We start from the raw sequence: 14,261 nt of genomic DNA on the forward strand, positions 1-14,261 counted from the left end.
CACCGCTGGCTCGCAGCATCACCGCAGGGCGTTTCAAACGGGCACGCCGCCCTCGACCGTCAGACGGTGCATGATCCGCGCCTGGTCCGGCGGCGTGAAGGTCGCGGAATGGATGATCGAGGCGTTGTCCCAGGCCACCAGATCACCCTTGCGCCACTTGAAGCGCAGCACCCGGTCGGGCGTCGTCGCCTCCTCGCACAGGCGGCGCAGCAGCGGCACCGCGACAGAATCGTCCAGGCCCTCGATCCCCACCATCATCTCGTCGTTCAGGTACAGCGCCTTACGGCCGGTCACCGGATGGGTGCGGGCGACCGGGTGGCGCTGCTCGGGCACCTTGTTGCTCTTCTCCGCGGTCGGCGACGGCCCGGCCGCGGCCTCCTCGGCGAGGCGTTTGCGCTTCAGCTCCTCGATCTCCGCCTTCTCCTCGGCGGTCAGCTCGCGGTCGCCGGAGAACACGAACTCCTTGCGCTGGTAGCGGTGGATCGCCCGGCGGCCGTCGATCAGCGCCTTGGTCTCCGCGTCGAGCCGGTCATAGGCGTCGTACATGTTGGCGAACAAGGTGTCGCCGCCGCGCGCCGGCACCTCGACCCCGTGCAGCAGGGTCACGCTGCTCGGCTTCTCCACGAAGGTGCTGTCGCTGTGCCAGTGGGTTCCGGCGCCGTCGCGGCCGATCGGCTTGCCGTCCTTGCGCACGTTCGACAGAACGTAGATCTGCGGATGCTCCGGATGGTTATAGGAGCTGATGAAGAACGGCTCGATCGGCCCGAAGATCTCGGCGAAGCGGATGAACCCCTCCGGCGCTATGTCCTGGCCGCGGACGGCGATCACCTGATGGCGGAAGAACAGTTCGCGGACCCGCGCCGCCTGTTCCGGCGTGACGTCCCGCGACAGATCGAGGCCGGTGATCTCCGCGCCCAGGAACGGGGTCAGCGGCACCGCCTCGATCCCGACGCCGTCGGCCGTTTCGGTCCGGATAGCTTCTGCCTGCATCAATGACCTCCCGCCGGGTCAGCCCGGCTTCCCCGATCGCGCAAATCGGAACTGCCTGCGCGCGCAATTGCACCGGCGGACCAAGAGTGATTCACTACGCGCAATTCGTTGCGCCGGACTCACTGCGCCGGTTTCCACGGAGCGTTCTACCACGATCGCGGCTCGGCGGTCGCGGGGGTAAGTGACCGCGAGCCGCCGAAAATCCGTCCGACGACGCCCCGATCAATCAGGGAGCGGCCATGCCGCCTCGAATTTCCACCGATCCGGTCACCTGGCTCAGCGCCGAGGATGTCGCGGTCGATTTCACGCTCCCCCCGGGCACGGCGCCCGCCGGGCGACAGGCCCTGGCGACGGCACGGCTGGTGATTTTCGTCGGCCTCACCGGTTCGGGAAAGTCCGCCACCGTGACCGCGCTCGCCGAGACCGGTGCCGTCCGGGCCGTGCTGCCGGACCGTCGCGCCGTCACCGATCGGATCATCCTGCCGGCGATGACCGGAAATCCCGACCGCCCGGTGACCGATCGGATCGAGCGGTTCCGGCTGACCGCGGCGTTCCGCGATGCGCATCCGGGCGGCATGGGCGACGTCCTGGAGCGTCTGACCGTCGACCGGGACGCGGCGGAGGGCTGGCTTGCCGGGGGCTGGCTGGTGTTCGACGGGGTACGCGGCCCGGCGGAGGTGGCGGCGGCGGCACGCCTGCCCAATGCCGTCTTCGCCGTGCTGGAGGCGCCGCCCGAGGTCCGGGTGGCCCGGCTCAGCCTGCGCGGCGATCCGTTCGACCGCGCGTCCCTGGACGGCGGCGACATGACGGAGGATCCGGGCGGGGCGGCGGACTACCTGCGGGCGCTTCGCGAGCATGAGGTCGGCACGCTGATGCAGGAGGAGACGATGCTGCGTCTGGCGCGGCTGCTCTCCGACGCCGGCGCTGATCCGGCGGCCGTCGCCTCGGCGGCCGCCATCGTGGTCGAAGAATCCCGGTACTACGACACGGGACCGGCGATCGCGGTGCTGCAGGACCGGGCACCGGGCCGTACCGTGATCGTCGATACCGCCGAGAACCCTGTCGCAGATGTCGTGTCGGCGATCAGCGCGCGGCTCATGGACGCGGGCTGATCGCCGGAGGTCTGTTCCCGGCCGTGGCCGGGATCGCGGGTCTTACTCGCCGGTGTACCAGGCGTCGGCGTAGAGGCCACCGCTGACGGCGCCAAGCAGGCGCATGCTGCCGCGGAACAGCGCGTAACCCTGGGTGTGAATCAACGCGAACGCGTTGCCCTGGCCCAGCGCACCGATGCTCGAGCCGGTCAACGTGCCGTATACCGGCAGGATCAGGCCGTCGGTGACGATGGTGGCGACGACCGCACCGCCGACCACGCCGGCGGTGATGGCGACCGCGCGATAGGCGTCGAAGCTGGACGCCTGGGCGGCTTCCGGCACGATCGGCTGGACGGTCTGGGCCTTGGCGCCGGTGGTCGCGACGACGAAGACAAGCCCGAGGGCTATCACCAGGCCTTGCGCGAGCTTGAACAGTTTTGTCATAGCATTTCTCCCTGTGGGTCCCTTTTACCGGGAAGGCGTGAACGTCTTGTTCGTGTTGCGGCCGGAACGGCCGCCATCGGTGTCACTCGCTGACGAAATACATACCCATCAGGGCACCGCCGAAGGCCACCGTCGCCGCGGTGACGGTATGCACGGCCATCTCGCCGGCCAGCGGCAGCGAGCCGGTTGCCGCCATCCAGGTTCCGCCGAGGATGTTGGAGGCCGGCAGGCCGATGATCGGCGTCAGAGCCGCTCCGCCCGTGATCACGTTCAGGGCGAGCGCGCCGGCCGCCGCGCCAAGCAGGGCAGCGGATACCGAGCTGATTGTGTGGGCCTCGTCGCGGGCATCGCCCAGCGACTGGACGATGGCCGGCGACGGCACACCCTGATCCAGGGTGGCCGAACCGGCCTGCTGCGCCATCACCGGCGTCGCCATAAGGCAGACCGCCGCAAGCGCCACCACGATCGTCTTGAAGAAATCCAGTCGCACCATACCCCCCATGGCAATCCCGATTGTCCGCCGTCCCCCGGACCCGCCGGGTGGCGGTGTCTACCTCATCCGCCGAGTTCCGCCCGCAGCGCCGACACGTGTTCGGTCTCCGCGGCCGAGCAGTAGTTCGTGATCAGTTCCTTGTCGCCCAGCGTGAGCTGGCCGGGCGTTACCGTCTCGGGTGCCGCAACCTCGGCGTAGAAGCCGCGCTCGTAGCCGTACATCCACCACTCGGCGAACTGTTCCGAGTAGAGCGCGGCGACGAACTGGGCCGCCAGAAAACCAGAGACTGTCGCGACGAAAGTCATGATCCCGTTCCTTCCACCGCGCCCTCAATTCCCGTCGATGATGCGGCAGAGTTCCATATCGGTGCGCGCCAGCGGCGTGCCGGTCATCTCGAACGCCAGCCGCTCCGCTTCGCTGCCCTCGGGATCCGACTCGATGTTCCAGAAGTATCCGGAAACATGTTCGCTGTTCCAGATCGCCAGGTTCTCCGCGGACACCTCGATGAATCCGAGGGCCAGCAGGGTTCCTGCGAACGTCGTCGTCGCCGTGAGCAGAAATTCCATACTACGCTCGCAGGTCTTGAAAAGGCCAGGAGGCGATCCTATCGATCCTGGGCATTTGAGGCAACAGACGGCGATGATTGCAAACCGCTGTCGGGGTCCTATACCGTCGCCGACGGTCGCCCCCTGATGCCAGTTCGGAAGCCCGCCATGGAGCACAGCGCCGTCGTCGAGAAGGCCATCGCGCAGTGTTCCGGCGCGTTCAGCACCCTCACGCTCTACGAGACCTACCTGTCGATCGACCGCAGCCAGTTCATCTGCGACGTCCATGAGCTGGTGTTCCGCTCGCATCCGATCCGCAAGAGCCGGATCGAGCTGGCCGAGATCACCGAACTCGGGCTCAGCGCCTCGATGCTGCTGCCGCCGCTCTTCGTCGTGCGCTTCGCCGGATGCGCGCAACTGACCGGCTCGATCCTGCACGACGCCATCCTCGGCAACGTCCACATGCTCAGCTTTATTGACAACCGCCCGTTCTACGCGCTGTACCATCAGTTGGAGACCATGATCCTGGCACGGCGCCCCCCGGCCGAAAGCGCCGACGTGCTGGACGACCGACGGCCGTTCCGTTCGTTCCCATAGAACAGCGTACAGTCCCCATGACCCTCTACCGTGCCGCGGCCTATCTGTTCTCGCTGCTGATCGTGGCGGCCTTCGCCGCCAGCGGGGTTCTCGCCTTCCACGGCACGCCCTTCGGCCAGAACGAGAACACGGCCGAGTTCGAGCGGCCGGACTGGGCCCGCGAGATCAACAACCACGTCGGCTTCCCGGCCTACCGGCTGCGCGACGACGGCTCGTCGGTCGCCATCGGCCGCGTGGTGATGCTCAGCCCCGAGCGGCTGCGCGTCTCCGTGTTCCCCGACGTGAAGATCGATCCGGTGGGCCAGTCCCGGGTGCTGCTGCTGGAGACCAATGCCCGCTCGCTGCTTGCCCTGGTGCCGGACAAGTCGCGGATGGAGATCGCCAAGGACATGGAACGGGTCGCCCGCTCGATGCGCGACCGGTTCGTGTCCATCGTCCGCGATCCGGCCTTCGACGAAGCCTACCGGGAGCGGCTCCAGGCGATCGTCATCGACGCCTACCGCGAGGTCCGCGCCGATCCCGTCCTCGACACGGCGACCGACCGGGCGATCGAGATCTACCGCCGGGAATACGCACCCGAGCTCAGCAACAGCCTGCTGATCGCGGCGATCCCGCGGCTGCGGGCCGCCGCCCTGGAGATGATGACCCCATCCTGGCAGAACATGCTCGACCTGCTGGTCGAGGGTAAGGTCGACTACTCGCCGTTGGGCGACGCCGCGGCCGACCTGCTGCGCAACGACGAATTCTTCGACGCGATGGTGATTCACGCCCTCAATCTCGGCCGCGACCGGCGGTTCTGGCAGGTCAGCGTGCTCCTGGCCGACGCCTTCATCGATGCGGTCTCCGACGACCCGCGCACCGAGGCGCTGCTGGACGATATCTCCCGCGACCCGGCCTTCCACAACGAACTCCAAGTGCTGGAGCGCGAGGCGGCCGCGGCAACGACGACGATCTTCTCCAGCGTTGTCGGCCGTGGCCCGCAGATGCGGCCCGACGCGCTTGCGGTCCGGATCATCCGCTATATTCTCCTGCGCCGTCCCCATGTGGTCGCCGTCGTCGTGCCGAACGGCGAGCCCCTGCCGTCCGGCATACTGGACCGTTTCACCCCGCTGACGAGAGCCGGATCTTGACCCCTGCCTCCGCCGCCGAGCGCCGCGCCCCGATCCTGTCGGTCGCGTCGCTCTCCATCGCCCAGCCGGCCGGGCGCGTGCTGCTGCACGATGTCGACCTCGCCCTCAATGCCGGCGAGATCGTGCTTCTGGCCGGCCCCAGCGGCACCGGCAAATCGACGCTGATCAACATGCTCTCCGGCGCCATCGACCCGCGCGAGGAAGGCTGGCGGGCCTCCGGCGAGATCAGCTACGGCGACCGGATCTACGACCTCGCCACCGACCGGGTGGCGATCGGCGGCGTGGTGTTCCAGAACTTCGCCCTGTTCGACGACCTCTCGGTCGCCGACAACCTGGCCATCGCCCGCGACCACAGCGACGCGATCAGCCCCTCCCTGAGCGAGGCGATCGACCGGCTGATCGAGGATATCGACCGCAAGCAGCCGGTCGCCTCGGCCAGCGGCGGCCAGCGCCAGCGCGTCGCCATCGCCCGCACGCTGCTGGGCAACCACCCGGTCCTGTTCCTGGACGAGCCGAACTCCGGCCTGGACGTGTCGTCCTCGCGGCAGCTCGCCGAGATGCTGCGCGCCCTGGTCGACGAGATCGGCATCCCGGTGGTCATCATCGCCCACCACTTCCGACACCTGGTCGACGTCGCCGACCGGGCGCTGGTGCTGGATTCGAATGCCCATGCCCTGGTCGAAGTGCCCGTGGAGACCGATACCATCGAGACGGCGCTGTCGGCGATCGAGAACGAGCAGCCCCCGTCGGCCCTCGCGGTAGCCGCGGCCAAATCCGAGGCGGCGCCGCAGGAGCTGGCGGATGGCGGGCCCCTGCCCGACGCCGCCGCCCGGTGGCGGTTCCACTGGGGACTGCGGTATTTCCTGCGCTACGTCTGGGAGCTCTGCTTCTCGCCCTCGGCCCTGCTTTTCGTCGGCCTCGGCTGCACCATCGTCGGCTTCGTGACGACCTGGTTCATCTTCATGTACCTGCCGTTCCGCGACTACCTGCTGCCGATCATCCATTCCGACGCGCTGGCCGGTCTCGCCTTCAGCGAGCTGCGGGTGCTGGCGCCGCTGATGGCGGCGGTGCTGATCAGCGTGCGCAACTCGTCGCTGATCACCGCGAGCATCGGCCACAAGGTCTATTCCGATCAGATCAAGGCGATGCGGAACCTGAACGTGCCGCACCGGATCTACATCAACACGATGATCATGGCGGCGTCCGGCGTGGCGGCGATCTTCCTGGCGGCGGCCGCCGTGAGCCTCACCGCCTGGGTGGCGATGATGACCTGGGCCCATATCTTCCCCGACGGTTCCACCTACATGTGGCGCGACCAGTTCTTCCAGCGCCTCTGGCCGCCGGGAGAGCCGTTCCTGATCGGCTGGGACTGGATCCTGGCCAAAACCATCCCGTCGATCGTCGGCGCCTCCGCCATCGCGCTGTATTTCGGATACCGGCCGAAGCATGACGTGCTGGACATCAACAAGGCGATCGCCCAGTCGCTGATCTGGGGCCTGTCCTTCGTGCTGAGCTGGCAGTCGATCCTCACGCTGATCGAGTTCAAGCGGGTCTCGGCGCGGCTGGAAGCGACGTTCTGACGGGATGCCGGGGGAAACAATGGCGAAGCTCTGCTGGATTTTCACGCCCACCCACGCCCTAATGCGGCTCGACGCGGCACGGGATCCGGGGTGATGCAGCAATTCCTCGACTATATCGGCAGCTTTCGCAGTGGCCGGCGCTTCATTGCGCTGGAAGAGGAGCGCGCGCTGCTGCACATGGGCACCACCCGTTTCGGGCTGTCCCTGGACGACGCCATGTCGGCCCTGCTGGTCGGCGCGCGGCAGTCCGACCTGATCCTGGAAAGCGAGGTGGCCGACGAGACGGCCGCCTTCCTCGCCGGCCGGGTGAGGGAGGCCGGGCGCATCGCCCGGTCGGATTTCAAGGCTGCGTCCGACTTCTTCACCGCGCGGGCCGGCAACGTGGTGACACCGAACGAGGCGGCGCGCCGGGTGCGCCAACTGGTCAACCGGTCGGGCTGGACGCCGGCACGCTCGGGCTGGATCTGGCGCGACACGCGTTGGTTCGACGGCATTCCCGACCCGGCACCCAGCACCAGGGCCTGGCTGCCGGCGCCGCCGATGGCCGCCGACGGCCTGTCCGGATCGGCCGCCGACGCCATGCAGGCCTCGACCAGCGGCGACGGGACCGGCGTGTTGCGGGACTGGGCCGCCGCCCTGCAGGCGCGCAACGTCGAGCAGATCATCGCCCTGTACACGCCCGACGCCCTGCTGCTGGCGACGGCGGAGGAGCGGCCGCTGGTCGGCCCGGCACAGATCCGTACCTATTTCGACCGGTTGGCGTCCTATGAGGGGCTGAACGTGCGCTTCCAGCAGGAGCTGCAGCGGCTGACCTCCGACCGGGCGACGCTGGTGAGCGGGCTGTACACCTTCAGCTGGCTGGATCCGGTGACCAGTGCGCCGGTGGTCACCCCGGCACGCTACAGCTTCGCGGTGCGCCAGACCGGCTCGCCCGCGCGGATCAGCATGCACCATTCGTCGCGTATTCCCGGAAATTATCCGGGCGCCGACCAGATCTGACCGAAGAATCGAGTCAGGCCGGGCGCTCGGGTCGGGGCCGCGACGGCGTCACCGATCAGACGTTGCGGCCTTCCTCGACGATCTTCACGCCGCCGATCCGCGAGTGGATATGGGCGTAGCACAGCCCGGCGCCCATGATCAGCACCAGGGTGAACTGCATGGCGTTGATCAGGTCGATGCGGCTGTCGATCGTCACCCAATCCTTGTCGATGGCGAACCAGGCACCGGCCGAGGCGGCGATCGTGACCAGCAGCAGGCCGGTACGCTGCAGGGCGACCGCCCCGGTTTCCGTGATGTTGTAGTAGGCGAAGCCCAGCACACCGAAGCAGCAGATCTTCAGGATGATGTCCTGATCCGGGTAGTCGACCACCCAGTGGTAATAGGAATAGCCGCTGGTGTTGTACGTGGCGAACACCACGAAGGCCGGATACAGAAGCCGCGCCAGAACGCCGCCCGGGCCGAGAATAAAGTGTCCGTCCATGCGATCCGATCCACCGCTGGGCCTTCGATGACAAACGCCATCCTAACGAACGCCAGCCGGATCAGGCAAGCCGGTCCGCAGAGGGATCAGCCGCGGGATCAGCAGAGGCGTCAGCAGGCGGGGGCCACCGCCGCCACCCGGCACAGGGCGGCGTCCATTCGGGCCTGGGCCTCCTGGACCGTGCGGTCGCGCTGCTCGGCGATCACCTCCCGCAGCTCGGCCTCGAAGACGGGCCGGTTCCAGGCGCTGTCGACCCAGTTGATCAGATAGTCCGCCCCCCAGAGTCCGGCTGCGATCGCGCCCGAAAACAGCGAGGCCCCCAGGAAGCCGCCCGTGTCGGCCGCCGTCACGGCGGCGGCGCCGCCGACCATGGGAATGACCACGGGAACGATCACCAGCCGGGTCGCCGCGCTGAGCAGCCGGATCGACAGCGGCCGCACCGCCCGGCCGAGCACCAGATCCGCCTGGGCCGGATCGATCGTGCCGTCCAGCACCGCCGTCTTGGCCCCCCGGGTCAGCCGGTCGGGCGCCCCCGGATACCAGTCGACCAGGAACGGCTGGGCGTAAGCCTGCGGCGCGCCCCGGGCCGCGCGTTCCGCCGCCAGCCTCCGGTCGACGCGGGCGAGTTGATCCACCGCCTGCTGCCAGGCTTCGAAAAGCTCATGCTCGGTGGTCTCCGGCCGGATCACCTGCTCCTCGAAGGCCGCGCCCACATAGGCCTCCAGGTCGCCGACGATCGCGTCGGTGTCGACCGGTTCGCCGCGCCAGAGCTGAGCGCCCACCGACTGGGCGCCGACACCGGCCAGCCGCGCGCTGACCGCGAGGCTGGAGAGCCAGCCATACACCCATTCACTGTATTCCGGGACCCGGTCGGCGACATGCCGGTACGGCTCGCCCAGGCGGGCGGCGACGAGCGCTTCGGCCGTGCGGCGCAGTGTCACGGCATCGCGCCGGACCCAGCGTTCCGCCCGCTCGGCCGAGACCTCACGGGCCGCTGACGCCTGGGCGGAAGGCCCGAGAAACAGCGTGCAAGCCAGCAGCGCGGCGAGGCCGAGACTGCACACGAAATGACACGGAGTGTGCATTAAAGGCGTCGCAGAAATGCGATACATAAGATCCAACCTATCGGACTGATTTCTGCTATGGTGTGACGATAGATCAAAAGATCGGCGCCCATAAACGGGATGACGGTGGAAGGTCCGTCGGGCATTATGTGCACCGCGAAAGCTCGACGTCACGTATCGGCTATAAAAACGGGGGTACTCGAAATGAAAGCGTTCGCTTTCTTATTGGTTTCAGCCGGAATCCTGATCGGATCGGTCTCGGCGGCGTCGGCGCAGCAGGCGACGACCGCGCCGTCCACCGAAGCGGTCGGCGGTTCGGTCCTCACACCGGAGCAGGTGGAAAATCTCAACGCCATGGTCGAGCGCATGCAATCGAGCATGAACGACATGGTTGAAGCGGCCCGCGAGACCGCGCTGCAGATCGGCACCGGGTCGAAGACCGTGGTTCTGACCACCAACGACCTGGCCGCGATCGCGATCGGCTCGGTCGGCGTGGCACTGGTTGTCGATATGCTGGGCGGCGGTGGCATGGCCACGTTGGCCGGTGCGGTGGTCGGCGGTGTCGGCGCCCACTGGCTGGTCACCCAGCAGGGCCCGCTTCTGGAGAACCCGCTGTAATCGGGGTCCGGCGGGCGCCCCGGCCGATGAGGGCCTGGGCGCCGGGGCATGCGCGGTCGCCGGAACTGAGGCGACGCTCGGGTTTTCCCGTAGCGGCGGCCGTTCCGGAGAGTCGCTGGCGGAATCTTATTCTGATTGCGCCAATGGCCATTACCGTTGATAAAATGCGCCGGATTTCAAGGAATTGCTGAACAGGCAGCGTAGGTCGATGGTGTCAGATCCAGAGTCACGGCGGCGATTTGCCGACATGGTCCGTATCGAGGGGATGAACGGCGGTTTCATCCGGGCCGAGGAGGAACGCCGATTGCTTCAGGACGGCATGACGCGCTTCAACCTGTCCCTCGACGAGGCGAACGGCGCCATGCTGGCGACCGTGAACGATCAGAAGCTGGTGCTTCAGCGGGTAGCCGACGAGGGAACCCGCGAGTTCCTCAACGTCCAGGCGAGCCGGAACCGGCAGCGCAGGCTGTCGCGCCAGGATTTCCGCCAGGCCGTGGAGATGTATCGGGCCAAGTCCCGCCAGCGGGTCTCCGAGGAGGAGGCGAAGCGCCGGGTGAAGTCGCTGATGCTGGAGGAAGGCATTACCGCCAAGCGGCATGGATGGCTCATCCGGTCGCGGCGCTGGTTCAACTCCATACCGGAACAGATCGCGTAGGCACGCCGGGTCTGAGGACAGCCCACGCGCCGAGGATACAAGCCCGAGGATACGAGAATGGCGAACCGACCACGGCTGCCCAACGTGGACCCCGAAGACCTCGCGAAGCTGGCGAACCAGTACCCGGGCAGCCGGACGGCCGACGGCACCGGGTCGAGCGAGACGTCGACCGCGTCGTCCACCGGCAAAGATGCGCCGTCCTCCCAGAAGACTGACCAGAACACCGGATCCTCCCCGTCGCTCTCCGCCTCGGCGTCCGCCCGCAGCGGGACCTCGGGATCGGGCACGTCAGGGTCGGGCCCATCGGGGTCGGGCACGTCCGGCTCCGCCTCCCCGGCCCCGAAGAGGCGCGGAAGCTGGTCGGCCGCCTTCCTGACGTTCCTGTTCGCGCTGATCGCCCTGGCCGCCGCCGTCGCCGCCATCGGCGCGCCGAGCTACCGTGGCGAGATCCATGCGTTGCTGACCGAGTACGGCAAGCCGTATCTGAACGACGACACCATCGACATCCTGTCCGGCTACGACACCCAGCGTCTGGAGGTGACCTATGCCGGTCTCGACCAGCGCATCGCGCGGCTGAACGAGGCGTTGGAGCGGGTCGGCGCGACCCAGGGCGTGTCCGGCGACGACGCCCGCGCGCTGATGTTCCGCGACGACCTCGCCGAGAAGCTCGACGCGCTGTCCGCGCAGGTCGGTACCCTGGCGCAGACGACCGATACCCAGGCGGGGCAGATCGCCGACCTGGACACCGACATGACCGGCGTGACCGACACCCTGCGCGCGGAGCTTGAAGACTCCGCCGCCGAGGTCCGGGGCGCGATCGCCGCCGTTCAGGAGGAGGTCGCCGCCACCCGCGCCGATCTCGGCGTGCTGACCGACCGCATGGCGGCGGCCGAAGGACGCACCGACGACCAGGCCGCCGCGAGCGCCGAGTTGACCGGCCGGCTCGAGGAGATCGAGGGCCGCCTCGGCACCCTGGTCACCGACTTCAACGGGCTGCTCGACCTGAACGACCAGGTCGCCCAGACCGTGGCGACCTTCAAGAACGAGAACATGCCGATCCTGGCGGTCATCCAGCTGCGCGACGCGGTCATCCGGGCGGAGTCCTTCACCCCGGAACTGGCCTTCGCCCAGCGGGTGCTGAACGGGGCGCCCGGCATTCAGGACTCGCTGACCACCCTGGCCGCGAGCGCCCAGGACGGCATCGCCTCGATCCCCCAACTGCGCCGGGACCTGCGGCTGATCTTCAACAACATGGGGACCCTCGTCGCCAAGGTGGAATCCTGGTCGGAGCGGGTCGGCAGTTGGTTCAACATGCTTGTCGGCTCCTCGACCGTGCCGGAAGCGCGCCGCGGCGGCGGTCTGGTGTCGGCGATCGCCACCATGGACGACGCTCTCGACCGCGACGATCTCGAACTGGTCATCCGCGAGGGTGCGGCCCTGCAGTCGGAGCTGCGCTCCGCCGCCCTGGCCGACTGGCTGAACGCCGTGGTCGAGCGGCTGGAGGCAACCAGCGCGGTGCGGCAGCTCGAGACGGTCGTCTATGCCCGCTCGGCGGTGCAGCCGGCCAACCCGGGGGCGAGCAAGGTCCAATAGGGCCGGCCTCGAGCCCCCGGTGGAACCAGCGGAACTATTATCGACCCTCGGTGCCCGGCTCGTCGGAGGGATCGTTCTGGTGGCCCTGCCGCTGGTCGGCTACGTGGTGGCAAACCTGATCTGGCATGTCCGCCCCCTGGTCTTCTTCCACCGCATTCCGCTGCTCTCCAAGCTGGCGATGACCACCGGCCTTCTCCTGGGGATCGGCGTGATCGCCGCCAGCCCCGAGCGCCCCTCCTTCGACATCAACGCGATCGTCGCCGATGGCGGGGCCTGGGACGTGACGTGGCGCCGGTTCCTCACCGACATCGCCAATCCCGGCCTGTACCGCTACGACGCTCTCTGGAGCATGCTGAGCAGCCAGGACCTCTCCGGGTCGTGGATGATCTACGGGGTGGCCGTGAGCGCCGCCCTCTTGGCGTCGGCGATCGCCACGCTGGTCATGCTGCGCGGCGAGGAGTTTCTGATTGGCGTCTTCGCCATGATGTACGAAATACTCCTGATGCAGGCATTGGCCATGTACGTGATCATGCTGCTGGCCTACACGCTGTGCACCTTCAACTTTTGGACCGCGCTGCTCGCCCTGATGATCCTGCAGTATTACCGTTATGTGCAACGGCCGGCGGGACATTGATGTTCGGCATCTTTCGACCTGCCAGGGCCGCTGCGGCCGATACATTTCAAATCCACTGTAGTATGCTTTGCCCAAAGGCTGGCTCACGCAAGACGGGGACATGACCGTGACCGACGAGGACACCGGCAGCACTGCCAAGACGACGAAGCGCAAGACCGCATCGACCGGGACACGGACGCCGTCGAAACCACGCGGCAAATCGACCGCCACCCGTTCCACGGCCGCCAAGGCGCCGGGCGCGAAGGCCGCAGCCTCGGCCACCAGTGCGGCAGCGACCAAGGCTGAACCGGCGAGCAAACCGGCAGCCGCTCCTGCTACACCGGCGGCAGCGCCGACGGCTGCGGCCCCCCCGGCAGCAGCCGCCCCGGCAACAACGGCGGCCGCCTCGTCGACCGCAGCTTCGTCGACCACATCCTCTTCAACCACCGGCGCCACGCCGTCCGGCGGATCGGGGTCCGGCTCCGGTGGTTCGGGGTCGGGCGGATCGGGATCGGGCGGATCGGGATCCGGGGGCGGATATACCCGTGTGCCGGCGCCGCAGCCGAGCGCGTCCGGCGGTTCCGGGCTGGTCAGCCTGCCGATCATTCTCAGCATCGCCGCCATCGTCATCGCCATCCTGATCCCCGTGCTCAACGACCGGTCGGCGGAACCGGCGGTGACCGCGGATGACCTCAATGCCATCAAGGTGCAGCAAACCGATCTGCTGACCGCCGTGGCCGGTCTGGAGGCGAACATCCAGGCGCTCGGCGTCGAGCAGGATGCCATGCAGGCATCGATCGCGGCGGTGAAGGTGCCGTCGATCATGATCGCGGCCACCGACCTGAACGACGCGATCGGGTCGGGCGATCCGTTTGAGGAGGAGCTCGCCCTGTTCCGCGCGATCGTCGGCGAGAACGACGCGGTGGCCTCGGTGTATGCGCTGGAGCCGCTCGCCCCGGCCGGCGTCCCGACGACCCGCGAGCTGCAGGCCGGCTTCGGGGACATTTCCCATGCCGTGATCGCGTCCTATCAGACCGTCGAGTCCGAGGGCGACCTGGCCAAGCGGGTGTCGGAGACCATGGCCAACCTGACCGCGGCCACCACCCGCCTGCGCTGGCGTCTCGACGGCGCCACCCCGCCGGAGGGAACCTCGCCGCTCGCCATCATGGCGCGGGCGGAGGACGCCGCCGAGGACGGCGATTTCGACGCGGTCATCCTGGAGCTGCAGACCCTGCCGGAGACCCTGAAGGCGATGACCGCGGACTGGATCGAGCAGGTCGAGACCCAGCAGAAGGCGCAGACGGCGACCGAAGATCTGGAGCTGTTCATGATCGAGACGGTGGCCAGCACCCGGAAGTAACCGGCGCT

General features: G+C 68.0%; 17 protein-coding genes. 10 read left to right on the forward strand and 7 right to left on the reverse strand.

Features of this window, described 5'->3' with window-relative positions; genetic code table 11:
* Nucleotides 1-33 precede the first annotated feature (33 nt).
* Nucleotides 34-990 (reverse strand): TauD/TfdA dioxygenase family protein, encoded by a 957-nt coding sequence (locus G578_RS26915; RefSeq protein ID WP_051244979.1) that lies wholly within the window; start codon nucleotides 988-990, stop codon nucleotides 34-36.
* 239 nt (nucleotides 991-1,229) lie between these two features.
* Here G578_RS26915 and G578_RS26920 point away from each other — a divergent pair, with 239 nt between their 5' ends.
* Nucleotides 1,230-2,102: an AAA family ATPase gene (locus G578_RS26920; protein ID WP_051244980.1), complete on the forward strand. Its 873-nt coding sequence runs from the start codon at nucleotides 1,230-1,232 to the stop codon at nucleotides 2,100-2,102.
* Nucleotides 2,103-2,144: 42 nt separating this feature from the next.
* Here G578_RS26920 and G578_RS0117845 read toward each other — a convergent pair whose 3' ends face one another.
* The 4 genes from G578_RS0117845 to G578_RS0117860 form a co-directional block, all read right to left on the reverse strand.
* A complete protein-coding gene (locus tag G578_RS0117845; protein ID WP_028795402.1) occupies nucleotides 2,145-2,525 on the reverse strand; it encodes a hypothetical protein in 381 nt (126 codons plus the stop codon).
* An 82-nt stretch (nucleotides 2,526-2,607) separates the two neighbouring features.
* Complete coding sequence (locus G578_RS0117850; protein WP_169400879.1) at nucleotides 2,608-3,015, reverse strand: hypothetical protein; 408 nt, start codon at nucleotides 3,013-3,015, stop codon at nucleotides 2,608-2,610.
* Nucleotides 3,016-3,080: 65 nt separating this feature from the next.
* Nucleotides 3,081-3,323, reverse strand: a complete 243-nt coding sequence (locus G578_RS0117855) for a hypothetical protein (protein ID WP_028795404.1) — start codon at nucleotides 3,321-3,323, stop codon at nucleotides 3,081-3,083.
* Nucleotides 3,324-3,347: 24 nt separating this feature from the next.
* A complete protein-coding gene (locus G578_RS0117860) occupies nucleotides 3,348-3,584 on the reverse strand; it encodes a hypothetical protein (protein ID WP_028795405.1) in 237 nt (78 codons plus the stop codon).
* A 147-nt stretch (nucleotides 3,585-3,731) separates the two neighbouring features.
* On the opposite strand from G578_RS0117860, the gene G578_RS0117865 reads away from it, so the two are divergent.
* The 4 genes from G578_RS0117865 (at nucleotide 3,732) to G578_RS0117880 (ending at nucleotide 7,869) form a co-directional block, all read left to right on the forward strand.
* A complete protein-coding gene (locus tag G578_RS0117865) occupies nucleotides 3,732-4,160 on the forward strand; it encodes a hypothetical protein (protein WP_028795406.1) in 429 nt (142 codons plus the stop codon).
* A gap of 17 nt (nucleotides 4,161-4,177) precedes the next feature.
* Nucleotides 4,178-5,290 (forward strand): hypothetical protein, encoded by a 1,113-nt coding sequence (locus tag G578_RS0117870; RefSeq protein WP_028795407.1) that lies wholly within the window; start codon nucleotides 4,178-4,180, stop codon nucleotides 5,288-5,290.
* Nucleotides 5,287-6,870, forward strand: coding sequence for an ATP-binding cassette domain-containing protein (locus tag G578_RS0117875; protein WP_028795408.1), 1,584 nt, complete (start codon nucleotides 5,287-5,289; stop codon nucleotides 6,868-6,870). Before G578_RS0117870 ends, G578_RS0117875 begins: the two co-directional genes overlap by 4 nt.
* Before the next feature lie 93 nt (nucleotides 6,871-6,963).
* The gene (locus G578_RS0117880; protein ID WP_028795409.1) at nucleotides 6,964-7,869 is read left to right on the forward strand and encodes a nuclear transport factor 2 family protein; all 906 of its coding nucleotides are present in this window, start codon (nucleotides 6,964-6,966) and stop codon (nucleotides 7,867-7,869) included.
* A 55-nt stretch (nucleotides 7,870-7,924) separates the two neighbouring features.
* Here the strand turns inward: G578_RS0117880 and G578_RS0117885 are convergent, their stop codons facing one another.
* Together G578_RS0117885 and G578_RS0117890 are read right to left on the reverse strand one after the other, a co-directional pair.
* A complete protein-coding gene (locus G578_RS0117885; RefSeq protein ID WP_028795410.1) occupies nucleotides 7,925-8,350 on the reverse strand; it encodes a DUF6524 family protein in 426 nt (141 codons plus the stop codon).
* 110 nt (nucleotides 8,351-8,460) lie between these two features.
* Nucleotides 8,461-9,435: a hypothetical protein gene (locus G578_RS0117890; protein WP_028795411.1), complete on the reverse strand. Its 975-nt coding sequence runs from the start codon at nucleotides 9,433-9,435 to the stop codon at nucleotides 8,461-8,463.
* Between the two features lie 183 nt (nucleotides 9,436-9,618).
* Between G578_RS0117890 and G578_RS0117895 the strand changes: the two genes are divergently transcribed.
* The 5 genes from G578_RS0117895 (at nucleotide 9,619) to G578_RS0117915 (ending at nucleotide 14,253) form a co-directional block, all read left to right on the forward strand.
* Nucleotides 9,619-10,032, forward strand: a complete 414-nt coding sequence (locus tag G578_RS0117895) for a hypothetical protein (protein WP_139189130.1) — start codon at nucleotides 9,619-9,621, stop codon at nucleotides 10,030-10,032.
* Nucleotides 10,033-10,279: 247 nt separating this feature from the next.
* Entirely contained in the window at nucleotides 10,280-10,687 is a 408-nt protein-coding gene (locus G578_RS0117900) for a hypothetical protein (protein ID WP_028795413.1), read from the forward strand.
* A gap of 57 nt (nucleotides 10,688-10,744) precedes the next feature.
* Nucleotides 10,745-12,280, forward strand: coding sequence for a hypothetical protein (locus G578_RS26925; protein WP_038015161.1), 1,536 nt, complete (start codon nucleotides 10,745-10,747; stop codon nucleotides 12,278-12,280).
* Nucleotides 12,281-12,299: 19 nt separating this feature from the next.
* Nucleotides 12,300-12,914, forward strand: coding sequence for a hypothetical protein (locus tag G578_RS29645; RefSeq protein ID WP_139189128.1), 615 nt, complete (start codon nucleotides 12,300-12,302; stop codon nucleotides 12,912-12,914).
* Nucleotides 12,915-13,440: 526 nt separating this feature from the next.
* Nucleotides 13,441-14,253 (forward strand): COG4223 family protein, encoded by an 813-nt coding sequence (locus G578_RS0117915; protein WP_028795415.1) that lies wholly within the window; start codon nucleotides 13,441-13,443, stop codon nucleotides 14,251-14,253.
* The last annotated feature ends 8 nt before the right edge of the window (nucleotides 14,254-14,261 follow it).

The organism is Thalassobaculum salexigens DSM 19539 (genome assembly GCF_000423805.1).
Taxonomy (GTDB): domain Bacteria; phylum Pseudomonadota; class Alphaproteobacteria; order Thalassobaculales; family Thalassobaculaceae; genus Thalassobaculum; species Thalassobaculum litoreum.

Coding starts and splice junctions, on each gene's coding strand:
- G578_RS0117885 (WP_028795410.1), bottom strand. CDS start 8,350: ATGGACGGACACTTTATTCTCGGCCCGGGCGGCGTTCTGGCGCGGCTT.
- G578_RS0117900 (WP_028795413.1), top strand. CDS start 10,280: ATGGTCCGTATCGAGGGGATGAACGGCGGTTTCATCCGGGCCGAGGAG.
- G578_RS0117890 (WP_028795411.1), bottom strand. CDS start 9,435: ATGCACACTCCGTGTCATTTCGTGTGCAGTCTCGGCCTCGCCGCGCTG.
- G578_RS0117870 (WP_028795407.1), top strand. CDS start 4,178: ATGACCCTCTACCGTGCCGCGGCCTATCTGTTCTCGCTGCTGATCGTG.
- G578_RS0117845 (WP_028795402.1), bottom strand. CDS start 2,525: ATGACAAAACTGTTCAAGCTCGCGCAAGGCCTGGTGATAGCCCTCGGG.
- G578_RS26925 (WP_038015161.1), top strand. CDS start 10,745: ATGGCGAACCGACCACGGCTGCCCAACGTGGACCCCGAAGACCTCGCG.
- G578_RS0117880 (WP_028795409.1), top strand. CDS start 6,964: ATGCAGCAATTCCTCGACTATATCGGCAGCTTTCGCAGTGGCCGGCGC.
- G578_RS0117895 (WP_139189130.1), top strand. CDS start 9,619: ATGAAAGCGTTCGCTTTCTTATTGGTTTCAGCCGGAATCCTGATCGGA.
- G578_RS26915 (WP_051244979.1), bottom strand. CDS start 990: ATGCAGGCAGAAGCTATCCGGACCGAAACGGCCGACGGCGTCGGGATC.
- G578_RS0117860 (WP_028795405.1), bottom strand. CDS start 3,584: ATGGAATTTCTGCTCACGGCGACGACGACGTTCGCAGGAACCCTGCTG.
- G578_RS0117865 (WP_028795406.1), top strand. CDS start 3,732: ATGGAGCACAGCGCCGTCGTCGAGAAGGCCATCGCGCAGTGTTCCGGC.
- G578_RS0117855 (WP_028795404.1), bottom strand. CDS start 3,323: ATGACTTTCGTCGCGACAGTCTCTGGTTTTCTGGCGGCCCAGTTCGTC.
- G578_RS26920 (WP_051244980.1), top strand. CDS start 1,230: ATGCCGCCTCGAATTTCCACCGATCCGGTCACCTGGCTCAGCGCCGAG.